Annotated in this window: 15 protein-coding genes; 10 read left to right on the forward strand and 5 right to left on the reverse strand. The window is 56.9% G+C overall.

The features are described from left to right. Positions 1-32: 32 nt before the first annotated feature. Both KXU80_RS22655 and KXU80_RS22660 read left to right on the forward strand, forming a co-directional pair. Complete coding sequence (locus KXU80_RS22655; protein ID WP_219835419.1) at positions 33-1412, forward strand: ABC transporter substrate-binding protein; 1380 nt, start codon at positions 33-35, stop codon at positions 1410-1412. A 135-nt stretch (positions 1413-1547) separates the two neighbouring features. Continuing rightward, positions 1548-2513, forward strand: a complete 966-nt coding sequence (locus KXU80_RS22660) for a mannonate dehydratase (RefSeq protein WP_219835420.1) — start codon at positions 1548-1550, stop codon at positions 2511-2513. Between the two features lie 158 nt (positions 2514-2671). On the opposite strand, the gene KXU80_RS22665 is transcribed toward KXU80_RS22660, so the two are convergent. The 4 genes from KXU80_RS22665 to KXU80_RS28330 form a co-directional block, all read right to left on the reverse strand. Continuing rightward, the gene (locus tag KXU80_RS22665; protein WP_219835421.1) at positions 2672-4057 is read right to left on the reverse strand and encodes a mandelate racemase/muconate lactonizing enzyme family protein; all 1386 of its coding nucleotides are present in this window, start codon (positions 4055-4057) and stop codon (positions 2672-2674) included. A gap of 40 nt (positions 4058-4097) precedes the next feature. Beyond that, positions 4098-4832 (reverse strand): SDR family NAD(P)-dependent oxidoreductase, encoded by a 735-nt coding sequence (locus KXU80_RS22670; RefSeq protein ID WP_219835422.1) that lies wholly within the window; start codon positions 4830-4832, stop codon positions 4098-4100. Positions 4833-4835: 3 nt separating this feature from the next. Next, positions 4836-5633, reverse strand: coding sequence for an SDR family NAD(P)-dependent oxidoreductase (locus KXU80_RS22675; RefSeq protein ID WP_219835423.1), 798 nt, complete (start codon positions 5631-5633; stop codon positions 4836-4838). A 266-nt stretch (positions 5634-5899) separates the two neighbouring features. After that, a complete protein-coding gene (locus KXU80_RS28330; RefSeq protein ID WP_219835424.1) occupies positions 5900-6709 on the reverse strand; it encodes a methyl-accepting chemotaxis protein in 810 nt (269 codons plus the stop codon). A gap of 203 nt (positions 6710-6912) precedes the next feature. Between KXU80_RS28330 and KXU80_RS22685 the strand changes: the two genes are divergently transcribed. The 6 genes from KXU80_RS22685 to KXU80_RS22710 all read left to right on the forward strand — a co-directional run bounded on the left by KXU80_RS22685 (position 6913) and on the right by KXU80_RS22710 (position 10197). Continuing rightward, positions 6913-7257 (forward strand): YojF family protein, encoded by a 345-nt coding sequence (locus KXU80_RS22685; protein ID WP_219835425.1) that lies wholly within the window; start codon positions 6913-6915, stop codon positions 7255-7257. A 23-nt stretch (positions 7258-7280) separates the two neighbouring features. After that, on the forward strand, positions 7281-7940 hold the full coding sequence (gene bshB2 / locus KXU80_RS22690) for a bacillithiol biosynthesis deacetylase BshB2 (protein WP_219839178.1): 660 nt from the start codon (positions 7281-7283) through the stop codon (positions 7938-7940). Further along, positions 7930-8271, forward strand: coding sequence for a carbohydrate-binding protein (locus KXU80_RS22695; protein WP_219835426.1), 342 nt, complete (start codon positions 7930-7932; stop codon positions 8269-8271). The genes bshB2 and KXU80_RS22695 overlap by 11 nt, the downstream gene beginning before the upstream one ends. A 173-nt stretch (positions 8272-8444) precedes the next feature. Continuing rightward, positions 8445-9068, forward strand: coding sequence for a hypothetical protein (locus KXU80_RS22700; protein ID WP_219835427.1), 624 nt, complete (start codon positions 8445-8447; stop codon positions 9066-9068). 107 nt (positions 9069-9175) lie between these two features. Next, positions 9176-9490 (forward strand): DUF1806 family protein, encoded by a 315-nt coding sequence (locus KXU80_RS22705; RefSeq protein WP_308858122.1) that lies wholly within the window; start codon positions 9176-9178, stop codon positions 9488-9490. Next, entirely contained in the window at positions 9487-10197 is a 711-nt protein-coding gene (locus KXU80_RS22710; protein WP_219835428.1) for a PIG-L family deacetylase, read from the forward strand. The genes KXU80_RS22705 and KXU80_RS22710 overlap by 4 nt, the downstream gene beginning before the upstream one ends. Before the next feature lie 7 nt (positions 10198-10204). Here KXU80_RS22710 and KXU80_RS22715 read toward each other — a convergent pair whose 3' ends face one another. Further along, the gene (locus KXU80_RS22715) at positions 10205-11362 is read right to left on the reverse strand and encodes an acyl-CoA dehydrogenase family protein (protein WP_219835429.1); all 1158 of its coding nucleotides are present in this window, start codon (positions 11360-11362) and stop codon (positions 10205-10207) included. A 310-nt stretch (positions 11363-11672) separates the two neighbouring features. On the opposite strand from KXU80_RS22715, the gene KXU80_RS22720 reads away from it, so the two are divergent. Both KXU80_RS22720 and KXU80_RS22725 read left to right on the forward strand, forming a co-directional pair. Beyond that, the gene (locus KXU80_RS22720; RefSeq protein WP_219835430.1) at positions 11673-13466 is read left to right on the forward strand and encodes a sensor histidine kinase; all 1794 of its coding nucleotides are present in this window, start codon (positions 11673-11675) and stop codon (positions 13464-13466) included. Next, complete coding sequence (locus tag KXU80_RS22725) at positions 13463-14539, forward strand: response regulator (protein WP_219835431.1); 1077 nt, start codon at positions 13463-13465, stop codon at positions 14537-14539. The genes KXU80_RS22720 and KXU80_RS22725 overlap by 4 nt, the downstream gene beginning before the upstream one ends. Positions 14540-14613: the final 74 nt, after the last annotated feature.

Below are 14613 nucleotides of genomic sequence, written 5' to 3' on the forward strand. Positions count from 1 at the left end.
GCGCTTGCGATAATGAGAGGGGATGACGAGGAATGAAAAGAAGAGGATCTGCGATCTTGCTGCTCAGCATGGCGGTGCTGCTCGTGCTGACGGCGTGCGGCAGCGGGGGCGGGAACAGCGAGAACAACGGCGGCGCCGGCAATAGCGCGAGCGGCACCAAGAACGACGCGCCGGCGGACAAGGGCAATGACGCGAAGGCGGAGAACGAACCGGCCAAAGCGCCGGAAGCGGCGACGCTCAGCATCATGTGGTGGGGAACCGACGCACGTCACGAAGCGACCAAGAATGCGCTGGCGCTTTATTCGAAGCAGAATGCCGGCGTGACCTTCAAGCCGGAGTTCATGGCTTGGGATGCGTATTGGCAGAAGCTGCCTACGCTCGCTGCATCCAAGTCGATTACGGATGTGCTGCAAATGGACGCCGCATACATTCAAGAGTATGTTGCCCGCGGCCAGCTGGAGGATCTGTCCGACATCGATCTCAGCGGCATCGTGGATCCAAACGTCGTGGAGAATTTGAAGATCGGCGGCAAATTATACGGGATTCCGCTCAGCCAGAATGCGCAGGGCATCGCCTTCAACAAGCCGGAGCTGGAGCAGTACGGCATTGCGCTGCCTGCGAAGAACTGGACGTACGACGAGTTCTTCCAATGGGCGAAGGATGCCCGCGCCAAGCTGCCGGAAGGCAAATACCCGATCGGCGACACGACGACATGGGACGGGTTTAACTACTATCAGACCTCCATGGGCAAGGCTCCCGTCATGGCGGACGGAGGCAAGACGTTCACGCTCGACAAGGAGCTGTTCATGAAGTTCTATCAAACCTACGCCGATTTCCGCAAAGCCAAAATCGTGCCGCCGGCGGAAAAAGCCGCTGCCTTCCTCGAGAATGACCCGCAAGCCGATCCGATGGCATCCGGCGTCGTGATGACCCGCGGCGCAACGACCGGTTCGGTCAGCGCGCTGGAGCAGCTTATGCCGGGCAAGGTGGACGTCGTCAACATGCCGACAGGTCCTGCCGGCGGCGGCTGGGCGCAATCGACGATCTTCCTGAGCGTCAGCGCCAATTCCAAGCACAAGGATGAAGCAAAGCGGTTCGTGAAATGGTTCATCACGGATAAGGACGCGGGTACGGCGCTTGGGCTGACGCGCGGCATTCCGATCAACCCGGACATCTACAAGGCGCTTGAGCCTACGCTTGAACCGAAGGATAAGCTGGGTAAAGCGATCTATGACCTGTCGGTCGAGAAGGCGCTGCCGTTCTACTCCCCTGCAGCCGGCTTCTCGGAGTGGGTAGACACCTATAAGAAAGAGATGGAAGCCGTCACGTACGGGCAGCAATCCATTGAGGATGCTTATAACAAGATCAATAAAATGGGCATGGAGCTGGCTGCCAAAGCAGGCACGAAATAAAAGCGGCCCATGCGGGCTTGTGCGAGCCGTGCTGCCCATGCGACCCGTGCAGCCCATGCGGCCCATGCGGCCCATGCGGCCCGTGCGGCTCGCCAGTGTAATGAACGTCTATGGACTGTGAAAGGAGCAGCGTACATGCAGCTTGCAGAATTTTTCTCATCCCAGCCTTCCCAGCTGTGGCAGCTAGCGAAGCAAATGAACGTTAATTATGCGGTCGGAGGTCTTCCTTGGGAGGAGAAAACCGACAAACCGTGGGATCTGATGCCGCTGATCCGGATGAAACAGCGGTACGCGGATCACGGTCTTACGCTGTCCGTCATCGAATCGATGCCGCCTAGCAATCAGATCAAGCTCGGAACGCCGGGCCGCGACGAGGAGATCGAGGTCTTCCAGAAGTTCCTGCTCAACATGGGGGCAGCCGGCATTCCCGTGCTGTGCTACAATTTCATGGCCCAGTTCAACTGGTTTCGCACGTCCACCACGACCCATACGCGCGGCGGGGCGCTTGTATCCAGCTACGATCACAGCCTTATGCAAAATGCCCCGCTTACGGAGGCCGGCATTGTGACGGAAGAGCAGCTTTGGGATAATCTCCACTACTTCATGGAACGGATCGTGCCTGTGGCGGAGGAAGCGAAGGTGAAGCTGGCGCTTCATCCGGACGACCCGCCGATTACGCCGATTCGCGGCGTGTCCCGCATTCTGCGCAGCGCGGCCGCGCTTCAGCGCGCGATTGATTTGGTGCCGAGCGCTTATAACGGCATTACACTGTGCCAAGGGACGCTGGCAACGGCAGGAGATGACATTCCGAAGGTCATCCGGGCCTTCGCCAAGCAGGATAAGCTGTTCTTCGTGCATTTTCGGGATGTGCGCGGAACGCCGGAGAAGTTCGAAGAGACGTTCCACGACGATGGGAAGACCGATATGCTTGAAGCGATGCGCACGTACTATGAGGTCGGCTTCACCGGACCGGCAAGACCGGATCATGTACCGACGATGGCCGGCGAGAGCAACGATAATCCGGGCTATGAGCTGCTGGGCAGACTCTACGGCGTCGGCTACATCAGGGGATTGATGGAGGCGGCTTCGGCAGGGCGATAATAGTGGGGGCTGTCTCTGGCCGGTACGGCCGGAGGACAGCCCCTTTCGTTTGTGGCAGCGCAGTGCTTTCATTGAAAATAAACGAGCGGCATGCTCCCTTCGGGGAAGCATGCCGCTCGTTCTGCTTTATATCTGCAATCCATCCGAGCGCCGCCGTATCAGCTCCAGAGCCGATCATTGGAATAATGCTTATTCCATAGGTCGGTTGATTCCCATAAGCCCGGAATATCGGGATGCAGATGCTCCGCGAGTACTTCGTCGTTCAGATCATCGATGCCGAGCCCCGGCGCATCCGACATCGCGATGAATCCGTTCTGCACCAGCTTCTTCGGCAGCTTGCTCGCAATGATCATATCATCCCACCATGCCACTTCGCAGGAATGGTATTCCAGTGCAAGGAAGTTCTCCGTTGCGGCGGCAACATGCGCGGCAGCCAGACAGGCGATCGGGCTCTCCGCCATATGAATCGCCATAGCGACGCCGTAATCCTGCGCCATATCTCCGATTTTCTTCGTTTCCAGAATGCCGCCCGTCGTCAGCACGTCGGGATGGATGACGGAGACGCCGCCGGCTTCAAGAAGCGGGCGGAAATTTTCCTTTAGATAGATGTCCTCGCCGGTGCAGATCGGTGTCGTTACCGCACGCGCCAGCTTGGCGTACTGTTCCGTGTACTGCCATGGAATCATGTCCTCCATCCATGCCAGATTGAATTTCTCGACGCGGCGTCCGAGCTTGATGCAGTCTTCAAGGCCGATATGGCCGAAGTGATCGATCGCTAGCGGTACCTGATAGCCGATCACCGCGCGAACGTCCGCGACATATTGCTCCAGCATATCCAGCCCCATTTCCGTGACGTGAATGCCCGTGAACGGGTGCGGGATGTTATGCAGATCGTAGTGGCGGTTGCGGACGTCGCGGATTTCCGCGTCAGTCATGCCGTTTCGGCTGCGATTGTAGCGCTTCTTGGACAGCTCCTGCATCTCTTCGAGAAAGCCAAGCGGGGCGCTGAGCGTGCCGGGATGTCCGATGAGCTGTCCGATGCCGAGATCCATCTTGAGGAATGTAAATCCGTCCTCCATCCGTTTCTTCAGCGCTTCGCCCATGGCTGTGCCCGTATCCTTGCCGGAGACTTCCGTATCGCAGTACATGCGGATCTTGTCGCGGAACCGTCCGCCCAGCATCTGATAGATCGGCACGCCGTACGCCTTGCCAGCGAGGTCCCACAGGGCGATCTCAAGTCCGCTTACGCCGCCGCCTTGACGGGAATGGCCGCCGAACTGCTTGATTCGGCGGAACAGCTTATCGATATTGCAGGGGTTCTCGCCGAGCAGCCGGCTTTTGGCCATTTGCGCGTAAACCTTGTCCGCCCCATCGCGGACTTCGCCGAAGCCGACGAGTCCCTGGTTCGTATAGACCTTGATTAAACTGCTGTGGAATGGACCGCCCACAACATCGGCGAAACGGATATCGGTGATGCGAAGCTCCGCCGGATTGGAATGCGTATTGACGTGAGCAAGCGTGTCCTCGTAGGTTGGTTTGTTCATGCATTGATTCACTCCTATAGTGAGATGGATTGCGGCTGCCTTACAGCAGCATGCTGGCGCCGTCCAGCCGGATGGCCGCACCGGATATGAATTCGCTTTCATCCGAAGCCAGAAAACAGACCAATTGGGCTACGTTATGCGGTTTCCCGACGCGGCCCATCGGAAATCTGCGTCTGACGGAAGCTTCATTAACGACGGATTTGCCGACATCAATGGCGCCCGGTTCAATCGTATTGACCGTAATGCCGTATTTCCCGAGCTCGATGGCGGCCTCGCGTCCCAGCATGCGGATGCCGCCCTTCGTCATCGCGTAGACCGCATCGAAATCGGTCGGCCGCTTGGCATGGACGGAGGAAATGTTGATGATGCGTCCGGCTCCCCGTGCCTTCATATGAGGGATGACAGCCTGCATGCACTGCCAGTAACCTTTGAGATTGATATGCATCATCGTATCGAACGTCGCTTCCGTATGGTCGAAGAAACCCTTGTTCAGCTGAAGCGCGGCGTTGTTGACGAGAATATCGATGCCGCCATACTGACGGACGACAGCCTGGACAACCGCATCGATGTCCGGCTTCAGGGCGACATTTCCCTGCACGATCATCCCCTGACCGCCGAAGCCGTCGATTTGCCCTTTCGTATCGATCGCGCCTGCGCTGCTCTGGTTGTAATGTATGGCCACATTCAAGCCCCGCCCAGCTAGTTCGAGTGCAATGCCCTTGCCGATACCGGTTCCTGCGCCGGTTACGAGCGCAACCTTACCCGCTGCGTTCATGCTTCACCGCCCCGCATCGTTCAGCTGTTTCTTCTTGTGATCCATGTAATGCAGTAGGAAACCGCCGTCGAGGCGGATATCTGCTCCGTTCATAGCGCGGACTTCATCGGAGGCCAGATACGCGACCAGACCGGCCAGGTCATCGTAGCCATCCGGCAGATTGTGTGGCATTTTACGTTCATAGTCGTCGTAGAGGAAGGAGAACCCGCTGGAGAATCGTTCGTCGTCGCCGCGAACAGGCCCGAGCTCAATGGTGTTGACCCCGATACCGCAGCGGCCCAGCTCTAGAGCAGCTTCCTTGGCAAGCATTTTGACCGCACCCTTGGATGCGCTGTAGGCAAAAGAGCTACCAGTCGGCTTCTCGGCGTGAATGGACGAGACGTAGACGATTTTCCCGGACCGTTTCGCAGCCATTCGCCTGCCTGCGGCCTGCGTGCATACGAAAGCCGATTTGGCGTTGGCGTTCAAGATCGCGAGGAAGACATCCTCCGCACAGGTTTCTACGAGCGCCGGATGCAGCAGGTCGTTATTATGAATGAGCACGTCGACGGTGCCTCCGAGCTGCTTCTCTGCCAGATCAAGGGCGTCCGACACGTCCAGGCTGCTGCACAAATCGATCGAGATGACGACAATTCCGGTACTGCCAACCTGTGCGTTCTCCCGCTCGTCCTCCGTGCGTTCGCGATGTGACAGGCTGTTTAAGATGAGATGAGCGCCTTCCTCGGATAACCGAGTCGCAAGCGCCCTGCCGGAAGCACTGTCCGCATCCGTAATGAAGACCACTTTGCCCCGCAGCTTCATAGATCCCCTCCGAATATCAGGCTAGTAACGGAAATTGATCGTTGCCTCTTAATCTTAGTGATCGTTGCCGATGGCGGCGATGCCGTAAAGTTATGATTTTGTTGGTTTTCTTTGAATAGTTGGGGGGAATACGAGAGAATGCCGGGGAATGGCAGATGGAACGTGACGATGCAAGAGGCCGGCATATATGCCAAAGGCCCCTGCCCGCAGGGGCAGAAGCCTTCTCAAAGCGCGGTTGCTTCGCGCAGCCGGCGACGCCGGTTTATTCAACGATTCATGCTGTCGGCCATATCCCCAATACGGGCATACGAGGCCGTCAATTCTGCCAAGCGGGTACGATGATTCTCGGTAATGGCTTCGATCTGCTGCACGATGTCCGACAGGCGGCCGAACGATTCCAGAATCGTTTCCAGCTGCTCCTTGCTGTTTGAGGCCGCCAATTTGCTATTTTCCGCCATTTTGCGAATTTCACCCGCGACGACGGCGAAACCTCGGCCCTGCTCTCCTGCCCGGGCGGCTTCGATCGCCGCGTTGATGCCAAGCAGATGGGATTGGTCCGATACGTCCTGGACGTACATCAGGGTGTTCTGGATGTTTTCAATTTCGTGCTTCATCGTATCGGTCGTTCCAACAACCCCTTGCAGGCGTTCGGCGATTTCCTCGGAGCCATCCGAGATATCGTGGGTTGTCGCCGACATTTCCTCTACCAATGCGACGAGATGCGTCGAGGAATCTCGAAGCCGGTTCAGCTTGTCCGCGGATTGCGATACGACGCACCCGCCGATCAGCTCCTGGTTGTCGTTCCAGACAGGCATGCCAACGGAAATGATCGGTATTCCGAACATATCCTTGGGCAGTTCTTCCGTGATCCGCCGCTTCGTCTGCAGGATCTGATGGGGCAGCGACCCTTCGAAATCGCTCAGCAGCAAACCGGGTTTCAGCCCCAAATCGAACGTATCGCCCGGAACATAATGAACGAGCCGTTCCGTATCGAAGACGGCGATAGCGCTGTCTTCTGGAAATAATGACCGAATTATTTCGGAGAAAGACAGCAGCGCCTGAAGCTTGTTATCCATTTCCCATGTCTCCTTCTCTTCTGGATTGGCTCATTCGCCAATTACAACGAGTATATCGGCTAATTTTTAGGAAAGTTGTGAGCCGCGTTAATTTTTTTTGTTTAGGCGCGCCCTGCCGCCTCGCTTCGTTTATTTTTGGCTTCGCCGTTCGATTGCGGTAGAATAGATGAATGACAAGTTTCATCAAGCAGGGGGGCATTAAGATGCAGCTGATTAAGCAGGAAGAAATCCAGCATCGGATCGATGGGCTGATCGATCAGGACGTCTACGTCCATCTGGAGATGACGACAGGTGCGTATGCCGCTCACCTGGACAGCTCCAAGCATCCGGCGGCGACGTTCATCTCGAATGCCGTTATCCGGTATTCGCATGGATCCATATCCGGCAGCGGGCCGTTCCGGGTCGGACTCAAGACATTGCAGGGCTGGGTGTATTCCGAGGGTTTGACGCATTATGAAGAGAGCGACACGTCGCGGTTGATTATGGCAGGACATGACGGTCAAGGCAAGCTGGTCGTTGCACTGCAGCTCAGCCGGGAGCCGTTCTAATGGTAGAGGAGATGAGAAACGCGATGGAACGCCATGTTCTAGTCATTCTGCCGCACCCGGACGATGAAGCCTTCGTCGCAGCGGGAACTTTGGCCATGCATGTGCATAGCGGCGCGCAAGTCACCTTTGCCTGCCTGACGCTGGGCGAAATGGGACGCAATATGGGGATCCCTCCTTTTGCGAACCGAGCTACGCTGCCGGCCATTCGCAAGCTGGAGCTGGAAGACTCCTGCCGCGCACTTGGCATTCAGGATCTAAGAATGCTCGGTTTTCACGACAAGATGCTGGAATTCGAGGACCCGGAGCTGCTGGACCGGACGATCGGCGACCTGCTGCAGGAAATCAAGCCGACGCTGGTCATGACCTTCTATCCGGGTTATGCCGTTCATCCCGATCATAACGCCTGCGGAGCAGCCGTCGTACGAGCGGTCGGCAAGCTGCCAGCACACGAGAGGCCGCCTGTCCAATGTTCGGCTTTCTCAAGCGGCCACGAGCTGGAGATCGGAGCACCCGATGTCATTAACGATGTGAGGCCGTATTTGAAGTCCAAGCTGGCTTCGATTCGCGCGCACCGCTCCCAGTTTCAGGCGGCGGAGCTCATGGGAAACCGGGATTATACCGATAAGGAGCTGGAGGTGAGGTTCGGGACCGAGGTCTTCTGGACGTACAAGTTTGAATCGTAATGCCGCATTTCAGTCTATTTCTGATATAGATCACGTCGATTTCGGCGCGCAGGGCAAGAATTTCATCGCGCTGGATTACGACTCGCCATCCAATCGCATACCGAATGACGTGGTAGCGGAAATCCGTTTGAACAACAAAGACGGCGATCTGCTCGGTAAAATCAATCTCCCGAATACGGGAGGGGCGTGGGACAATTACAAAACCGCGACCGCAAGCCTCGACCACTTGGTTACAGGCAGCCAAACCATTTGTCTTGTATTTAAAGGCTCGACAACTTCCGGCCTTCTGTATATCGGGAACCTGGATAACATGAAGTACTCGAAAGTGTAAGCACATATGCAACCGACCAAGGGCTCTTCCACCGTCATTTATGATGACGTGGAAGGGCCCTTCGTCATTAACAATAAAGCTGGACACATGAGCCGTTCCAACAGGGATTCATACACGTTCTGTTGAAGTAATGGCTAGGCGTACGAATATGAATCTAGACATTGGAGGGGGATATGAAATTTCTAATTATCCAGCCTAAATTGGAGCCGAGCATCCTTCAGCTGGAACGCGAATTGCAGGCACATCCGTCGGTGGACGCGGTCATCTTTCCGGAGGGCTATTTGAACGAAAACGTGGAACAAGCATGTGCCGCGGCCAAGCGATGGAATACGATTTTGATTGGCGGTTATCGAAGGCTTAACGACCGTCCGAAGGATCGGGCGATTATTATCAACCGCTCCGGCGATATCGTTCTGGATAGGGTGAAGTACAGCCGGACGGCTTTTCAGTCCGTGGAGGGTACGACGATGGGACATATCCTCTGTGATGAATTGGTCGTGCAGGGCGTGAACAGTGAAGATACGGACGGGATTGATGTACTCGTTCATCCCATCGGTGTCGGCATGTTCAGCGAGGCGCAGTTCGAGGAATGGATCCATGAAGCCCGGCAAATAGCGGTTACCTATCAAACGATAATCATCGGCACGAGTCATGCCGACGGCTCATTCAGAGGCAGCGATGTCACGCTGCCGATCGCCTACTGCTTCGATGCAGAAGGGAAGGCCGTATTCGTATCCAAGAATGATGTGCGGACGCGGCTGTTCGACACGCTGACCATGACGGTTTCCTTCGTTTAAAATCTTGAATGACTGCAAGTACCTGGGCTGCCGAACGGTTTATATAGGTGGCGGCCCGTGCTACAATAAGCTGGCAATCCCAAAATTTATCCAGTAAAGGATCCTATATGATGAACAAAATCAGCAAGCCGCAAGTGGAGGCGGAGCTTCGGAAATTCGTCGGAGCGGACGTCTACGTGCACAGCGAAGCAACGTCTTTCGTATTCGTGCGCAATTTCAAGGTGAATGTGACGGAGGCCTTAATCGCCGGTGAAGGCCGGTACCGCGCCGCCCTTCGATTCGACGGACATGGCTGGCTGCGGATGGAAGAGCTGACGCATTACGAGGTGGACGGAAGAGGCCGCCTGCTGCTGGCAGGCTATGACGACAGAGGGCGGATGAACGTCGCGCTTCACTTGGGAAGGGAGCCGTTTCCAGAATGAATGAAGCTAATCTAGAGCCAAAGCTTAAGCTTCTCGCCGTATTCGCCCATCCGGACGATGAATCGTTTATTTGCGGAGGCACATTTGCCAAATACGGCCGCGAAGGCGTCGATATGACGCTGGTAAGCGCCACGCGGGGAGAGATGGGCCGCCGCATGGGCAACCCGCCTTATCTCAACCGGGAGACGATAGCTGCGGCCCGCGAGCTGGAGCTGCAGGAAGCCTGCAAGCACCTGGGCATCGGTACGCTCCAATTCATGGATATCCGCGACAAGACGGTGGAATTCATCGATGAGGAAACGCTGACCTCGCGCGTGGAGTCGCTTATCCGCGAGATCGATCCGGACGTCGTGCTGACGTTCCACGAGAAGTTCGGCGGTCATCCGGATCACTGCGCGATCGGCAAAGCGACGACGGCTGCCTTCCGGCGGTCCGCTAGCCGAGGGGCGCTTTACTTCATCACGTTCGGCGAAGCGATGAAGCGGCCGGAGCGTTACGGCTACACCCGTCAGGACGTCGTCAAGATCGACGTCGGGGCGCATCTCGAAGCGAAGCTCGCCGCGTTCCGCGCGCATCGCTGCCAGACAGAGATCGACGAATGGGTATGGCTGCCCGACCGCGAGGCGCTGGCTCATTTCGGACGGCACGAGTATTTCCTGAAGGGAAACACAGAGGCGCCGCAGCGGTCGCAGCATGATCTGTTCTAATTCACGCTCAGGGTAACTCGCCTAGCGCGGCGTCGGCTAAGCCGGCAATAACCGCATTGTCCATCGGCGGATTATGCAGGCCCGCGCGCACGTCCCGGTAGTACCGTTCCAAGGGCAGGCTGCGGGACAGACTCGTTCCGCCGACGATGCGCATCGCCCGGTCGACGATGCGGAGCGCGTTGTTGGTTACGACATATTTGGTCAGGCCGAGGTCCGTTCTCAGCGCAGGACGATCGTCTGCTTCCTTATCCCAGCGGTCGGCCGTCGCGTAGAGCAGCGAGCGCGCCGTCCGCAGGTCGATTTCCATCTCGCCGATGGCCTGCTTAACGGACGGCAGGGCGGCGATTGGTTTGTCCATGTGGCCCGGCCGGTAGGTGCGGGCGAAGTCGAGCGCATAGTCCCGCGCGGCGAGGGCGATGCCCATGTAGCAGGCTGGAATATGCAGCAGCCAGCCGCCTCCGTCATCCATGCCTTTGCTGTTGAGCCGCATGTCGGCCGGGGCAAATACATCGTCCAGCACGACATCGTGGCTGCCCGTCGCGCGCATGCCGAGCGTATCCCAGGTCTCGACGATTGTGACCCGGTCCGAGCGGCGGATCAGGAAGTCCGCCGTGACCTCCTCGCCTGGAATATAGGCCGTCACGACGAAGCGGTCGAGAATCGGCGAGAGCGTGCTGAACGTCTTGCGTCCCGTAATCCGCCAGCCGCCTTCGGCGGGAATCGCTGTCGTCTCGGGGCGTCCGCCGCGGCTCGGACTGCCGGATGCGGCTTCGCTCGCGAAGGTATTGATCATCGTGCCGTCGTTCACGATGGAGCGGCACAGATCGGCGAATACCGCCTCCGGCCATTTCCGGGTTGTGCGGAAATGGAGGACTTGGCCGATATGCCAGCCGACGGCAAGCGCAGTCGATCCGTCTCCGTAAGCGAGCCGTTCCTGGAGCATGACGAGCTCGTAGAGCGACAGCTCGTCTCCGCCGTATTCGCGGGGAACGGTTAGCTTCAAATACCCGGCTTCGCGCAGGTCGGCGAAATTCTCGAACGGGAACGAGCCCTCGCGGTCATGCCGCACGGCTCTCTCCGCGAAACGGGCCGCCAGCGCTTCGACCTGATGCCCGCGCGCCAGCTGTTCGGGGCTGCGGCTATATTGGTCCATGTATCGGTTCATACACTACTCACTCCTTTCCTTGTATTATACCAACTGTTGAGGGGTTGGGAGTAGCGGCGGACGGAATCAAGATCAAGCCTTCCAATTTCCAATAGGAATATTCAAGAGGCCCATGCGAACGCGCATGGGCCTGCTTGGCTTGACTCAGAATCGGCAGGCGGGCAGCCCCATCACACAGCCGCTTCGGAAGCCCTCGTTCCCAGAAGAGGCTGGCGTTCCCTGCTTTTCTCTAAAATGAGAGCGTTGACAAGGAGGTCCATTAGGCATCAAACTTGCTGTAAGATGAATCCCGCGAGGAACGGTGGTTGCGATGGCATTTACGATGGCGGAGAAAGCATTACGGGCGATCGTGCGTCCTTTTCAGAAGAGTCTCCGGTACAAGCTTATGCTCATGATGGTGCTCATTGCGGTGCTGCCCCTGTCGATGGTTACCTTGTTCGCGACGAAGACGACGAAGCATTCTCTCACGGCGGAGGTTGTCCGCTCGAACGAATCCCGGATGGAATGGGCGGCCAAATATTTTGACGAGAAATTCGATCAGCTGCAGGCCGTGACGTACTCGCTTCTCCTTGACAGCACGCTGTTCCCGAACGCGAACGGCGGTGCGGCTCTAAGTGCAGGCTCATCCTCGTTCGTTAAGCAATACACGATTGATAAATTGAAATCGCTTTACAGCGCGAACAACAGGAACCTGGTGCAGGTGTCGCTGTACTTGAAGTCGCAGAACCGCTTATATGTTGTGGACAAGGACGCGGGCATCTCGACGGACCAGCTGCAGACGCCGCATGTCGATTGGGGCATGCTGGGGGCGACGCATCAGAGCGTGAGCTGGTTGTTCAACAACCAGCAGAATACATTCTCCATTGTGCGCAGCATGAACCGCTTCTCCGACCGAGATGTGCTCGGGGGCGTAACCCTCGAAGTCCGCTGGAAGATGATGAAGAGCGTGCTCGACATGGTCCGCTCCGAATCGAACAGCGAAGTGTATCTGGCGGACGCGGCAGGCAACATCATGTACAACCCCTACACGCCTCATACGCTGACCGATAAGGAAATGCTCAAAGAGGTGATAGCCGGCCCCGCAGGCGCCGGCTATACGGAATCGAAAAATGGCTTCTTGTTCTACCAGCCGACCGTATCGGGTCAGCTCTGGATCGTGAAGTTCATCCCCATCCAGTACGTAACCAAGGGGGCGTCCTCCACGCTGAACTTCAGCTTGTTCACGGCAATTGCCTTCGCCATCGTGGCGATTGCGGTTTCCGTGCTCATCGCCTACTTCACGACGAAGCCGATCATCCGCTTGACCAAGTCGATGAAAGCGGTCGAGATTCAGAATTTCGACGTCGGCCTTCGGGAGCCGGGAAGCGACGAAATCGGAACGCTGGAGCGGCGTTTTAATTCCATGCTCAGCCGGATCAAGGAGCTTATACAAACGGAGTACAAAGCCAAGATCGAGAAGCGGACCGCACAGGTGAAGGCGATGCAGGCGCAGATCAATCCGCATTTTCTGCATAATGCCCTTCAAGCGATCGGCGGAATCGCTTTGTCGCGCAACGTGCCGGAGATCAACGACCATGTCCGGGCGATCAGCGATCTGTTCCGGTACACCATTCGGATGAAGGCCGATCTCGTCTTGGTGGCGGACGAGCTGGAACATGTGAATAATTATTTGCAAATCCAGAAGCTGCGGTTCCAGGACATGATTACCTTTACCATCGATGTGGATGAAGATTGCTTAGCCTGCCGCATTCCGAAGTTTTCGCTGCAGCCGATCGTCGAGAACTGCTTTATGCACGGACTTGAAGGCAAGATGGACGCTTGGACGATTGCGATTCGGGTGGAAAAGGTGCTGGACGAGATCGAGATTGATATCGCGGATAACGGGTCGGGCATCAAGGAGGAGCGTCTGATTGAAATTCGCAGGCAGCTCGGCGCGGCTACGGACGGACTGGAGAATGGAGACGGCATGGGGATGAGCAACGTGAATGCGAGAATTAAGCTGCTATTCGGCGATGAATACGGCTTGTTTATCTCGAGCGAGGAGCATGCGGGTACGACGGTCAAGCTGTTGATTCCCGTACTCGAGGAAGGGGAACCGGTATGAAGGTGGTCATTATCGACGATGAATTTTGGACACGCGACAGCATCAAGCGGCTCGCGGATTGGGAGCGCTTCGGCATCGATGTTATCGAGGAAGCGGAAGAAGGGCTGAGCGGCCTGCGCATTATCGAGGAGATTCGCCCGGACCTCGTCATTACGGATATGCGGATGCGCGGGATGGATGGCGTAGAGCTGCTGCAGAAGCTGACGGAGGACTATCCATTCGTCCGCAAGATCGTCATCAGCGGCTTCGACGACTTTACCTATACGAAGCAGGCGATCCTCTCGAAGGTCGATGAATATATTCTGAAGCCCGTGCAGGCGGAAGAGCTGAACCGGGCGCTGGAGAAGGCGGTGCTGGAGCTCCGGATATCGAGAGGGCTCCATGCGGCGCAGCCGCTTGACAAGGAGGTCATGGGCGTCGTGACGGCGTACAAGGAGCAGTTGACGCGGCATTTTCAAGAACTGCAGCTGGAGGCGGTCCGGGACTGCTTCGAGGCGCTCGGAACGGTGCTGAAGACACGCATCGAGATCGAGGTATCGCCGGGCTTGTTCCATCTGCTGTACAAGCATTTCATGTTGCTGCTTGACGAGCTTTCCGCGAAGGCAGGCATAGATCCGTCGACGGCGATGCCGGAGCAGGCGGCGTCCTTCTTCGTGACGGATTTTACGCCGTTAACTCAGTGGATCGGCATGCTCAGCTCGGCTTATACGTCCGTGCTGGAGCAGACGATTCAGCTGCGCAAGAGCAAGAACCGGATCGATATCGAGGATATTCGGCAGTTCATCGACCGATCCTACCCCGAGCCGATCACGCTGGAGTCGATCGCCGGACGCTACTTCGTCAGTAAAGAGCATCTGTCGCGCATGTTCAAGCAGGTTACGGGTTCGACGGTCATGGACTACATCATCACGAAACGCATCGAAGAAGCGAACCGGCTGCTGCAGGCTTCTGTCTCGATCAAGAATGCGGCGGAGGCGGTAGGATATACGGACCTAACGTATTTTCATCGTATATTCAAGAAAATAACAGGAGTTACGCCTGCCCAAGCAAGACGGGAACCGCAGGAAACTTAAGAAGGAAGCGCTGCCAAATATCAATATCGTCCATAGGAAGATGCAAATGCGGTCCAATGCAAGCGCATTCATCC

Source organism: Paenibacillus sp. R14(2021) (genome assembly GCF_019431355.1).
Taxonomy (GTDB): domain Bacteria; phylum Bacillota; class Bacilli; order Paenibacillales; family Paenibacillaceae; genus Paenibacillus_Z.

Bases quoted from the DNA above. Each gene is read 5' to 3' on its own strand.
- KXU80_RS22655 (WP_219835419.1), top strand. From the start codon at position 33: ATGAAAAGAAGAGGATCTGCGATCTTGCTGCTCAGCATGGCGGTGCTG.
- KXU80_RS22720 (WP_219835430.1), top strand. From the start codon at position 11,673: ATGGCATTTACGATGGCGGAGAAAGCATTACGGGCGATCGTGCGTCCT.
- KXU80_RS22675 (WP_219835423.1), bottom strand. From the start codon at position 5,633: ATGAAGCTGCGGGGCAAAGTGGTCTTCATTACGGATGCGGACAGTGCT.
- KXU80_RS22665 (WP_219835421.1), bottom strand. From the start codon at position 4,057: ATGAACAAACCAACCTACGAGGACACGCTTGCTCACGTCAATACGCAT.
- KXU80_RS22700 (WP_219835427.1), top strand. From the start codon at position 8,445: ATGAAATTTCTAATTATCCAGCCTAAATTGGAGCCGAGCATCCTTCAG.
- KXU80_RS22710 (WP_219835428.1), top strand. From the start codon at position 9,487: ATGAATGAAGCTAATCTAGAGCCAAAGCTTAAGCTTCTCGCCGTATTC.
- KXU80_RS22725 (WP_219835431.1), top strand. From the start codon at position 13,463: ATGAAGGTGGTCATTATCGACGATGAATTTTGGACACGCGACAGCATC.
- KXU80_RS22715 (WP_219835429.1), bottom strand. From the start codon at position 11,362: ATGAACCGATACATGGACCAATATAGCCGCAGCCCCGAACAGCTGGCG.
- KXU80_RS22705 (WP_308858122.1), top strand. From the start codon at position 9,176: ATGATGAACAAAATCAGCAAGCCGCAAGTGGAGGCGGAGCTTCGGAAA.
- KXU80_RS22685 (WP_219835425.1), top strand. From the start codon at position 6,913: ATGCAGCTGATTAAGCAGGAAGAAATCCAGCATCGGATCGATGGGCTG.
- bshB2 (WP_219839178.1), top strand. From the start codon at position 7,281: ATGGAACGCCATGTTCTAGTCATTCTGCCGCACCCGGACGATGAAGCC.
- KXU80_RS22670 (WP_219835422.1), bottom strand. From the start codon at position 4,832: ATGAACGCAGCGGGTAAGGTTGCGCTCGTAACCGGCGCAGGAACCGGT.
- KXU80_RS28330 (WP_219835424.1), bottom strand. From the start codon at position 6,709: ATGGATAACAAGCTTCAGGCGCTGCTGTCTTTCTCCGAAATAATTCGG.
- KXU80_RS22660 (WP_219835420.1), top strand. From the start codon at position 1,548: ATGCAGCTTGCAGAATTTTTCTCATCCCAGCCTTCCCAGCTGTGGCAG.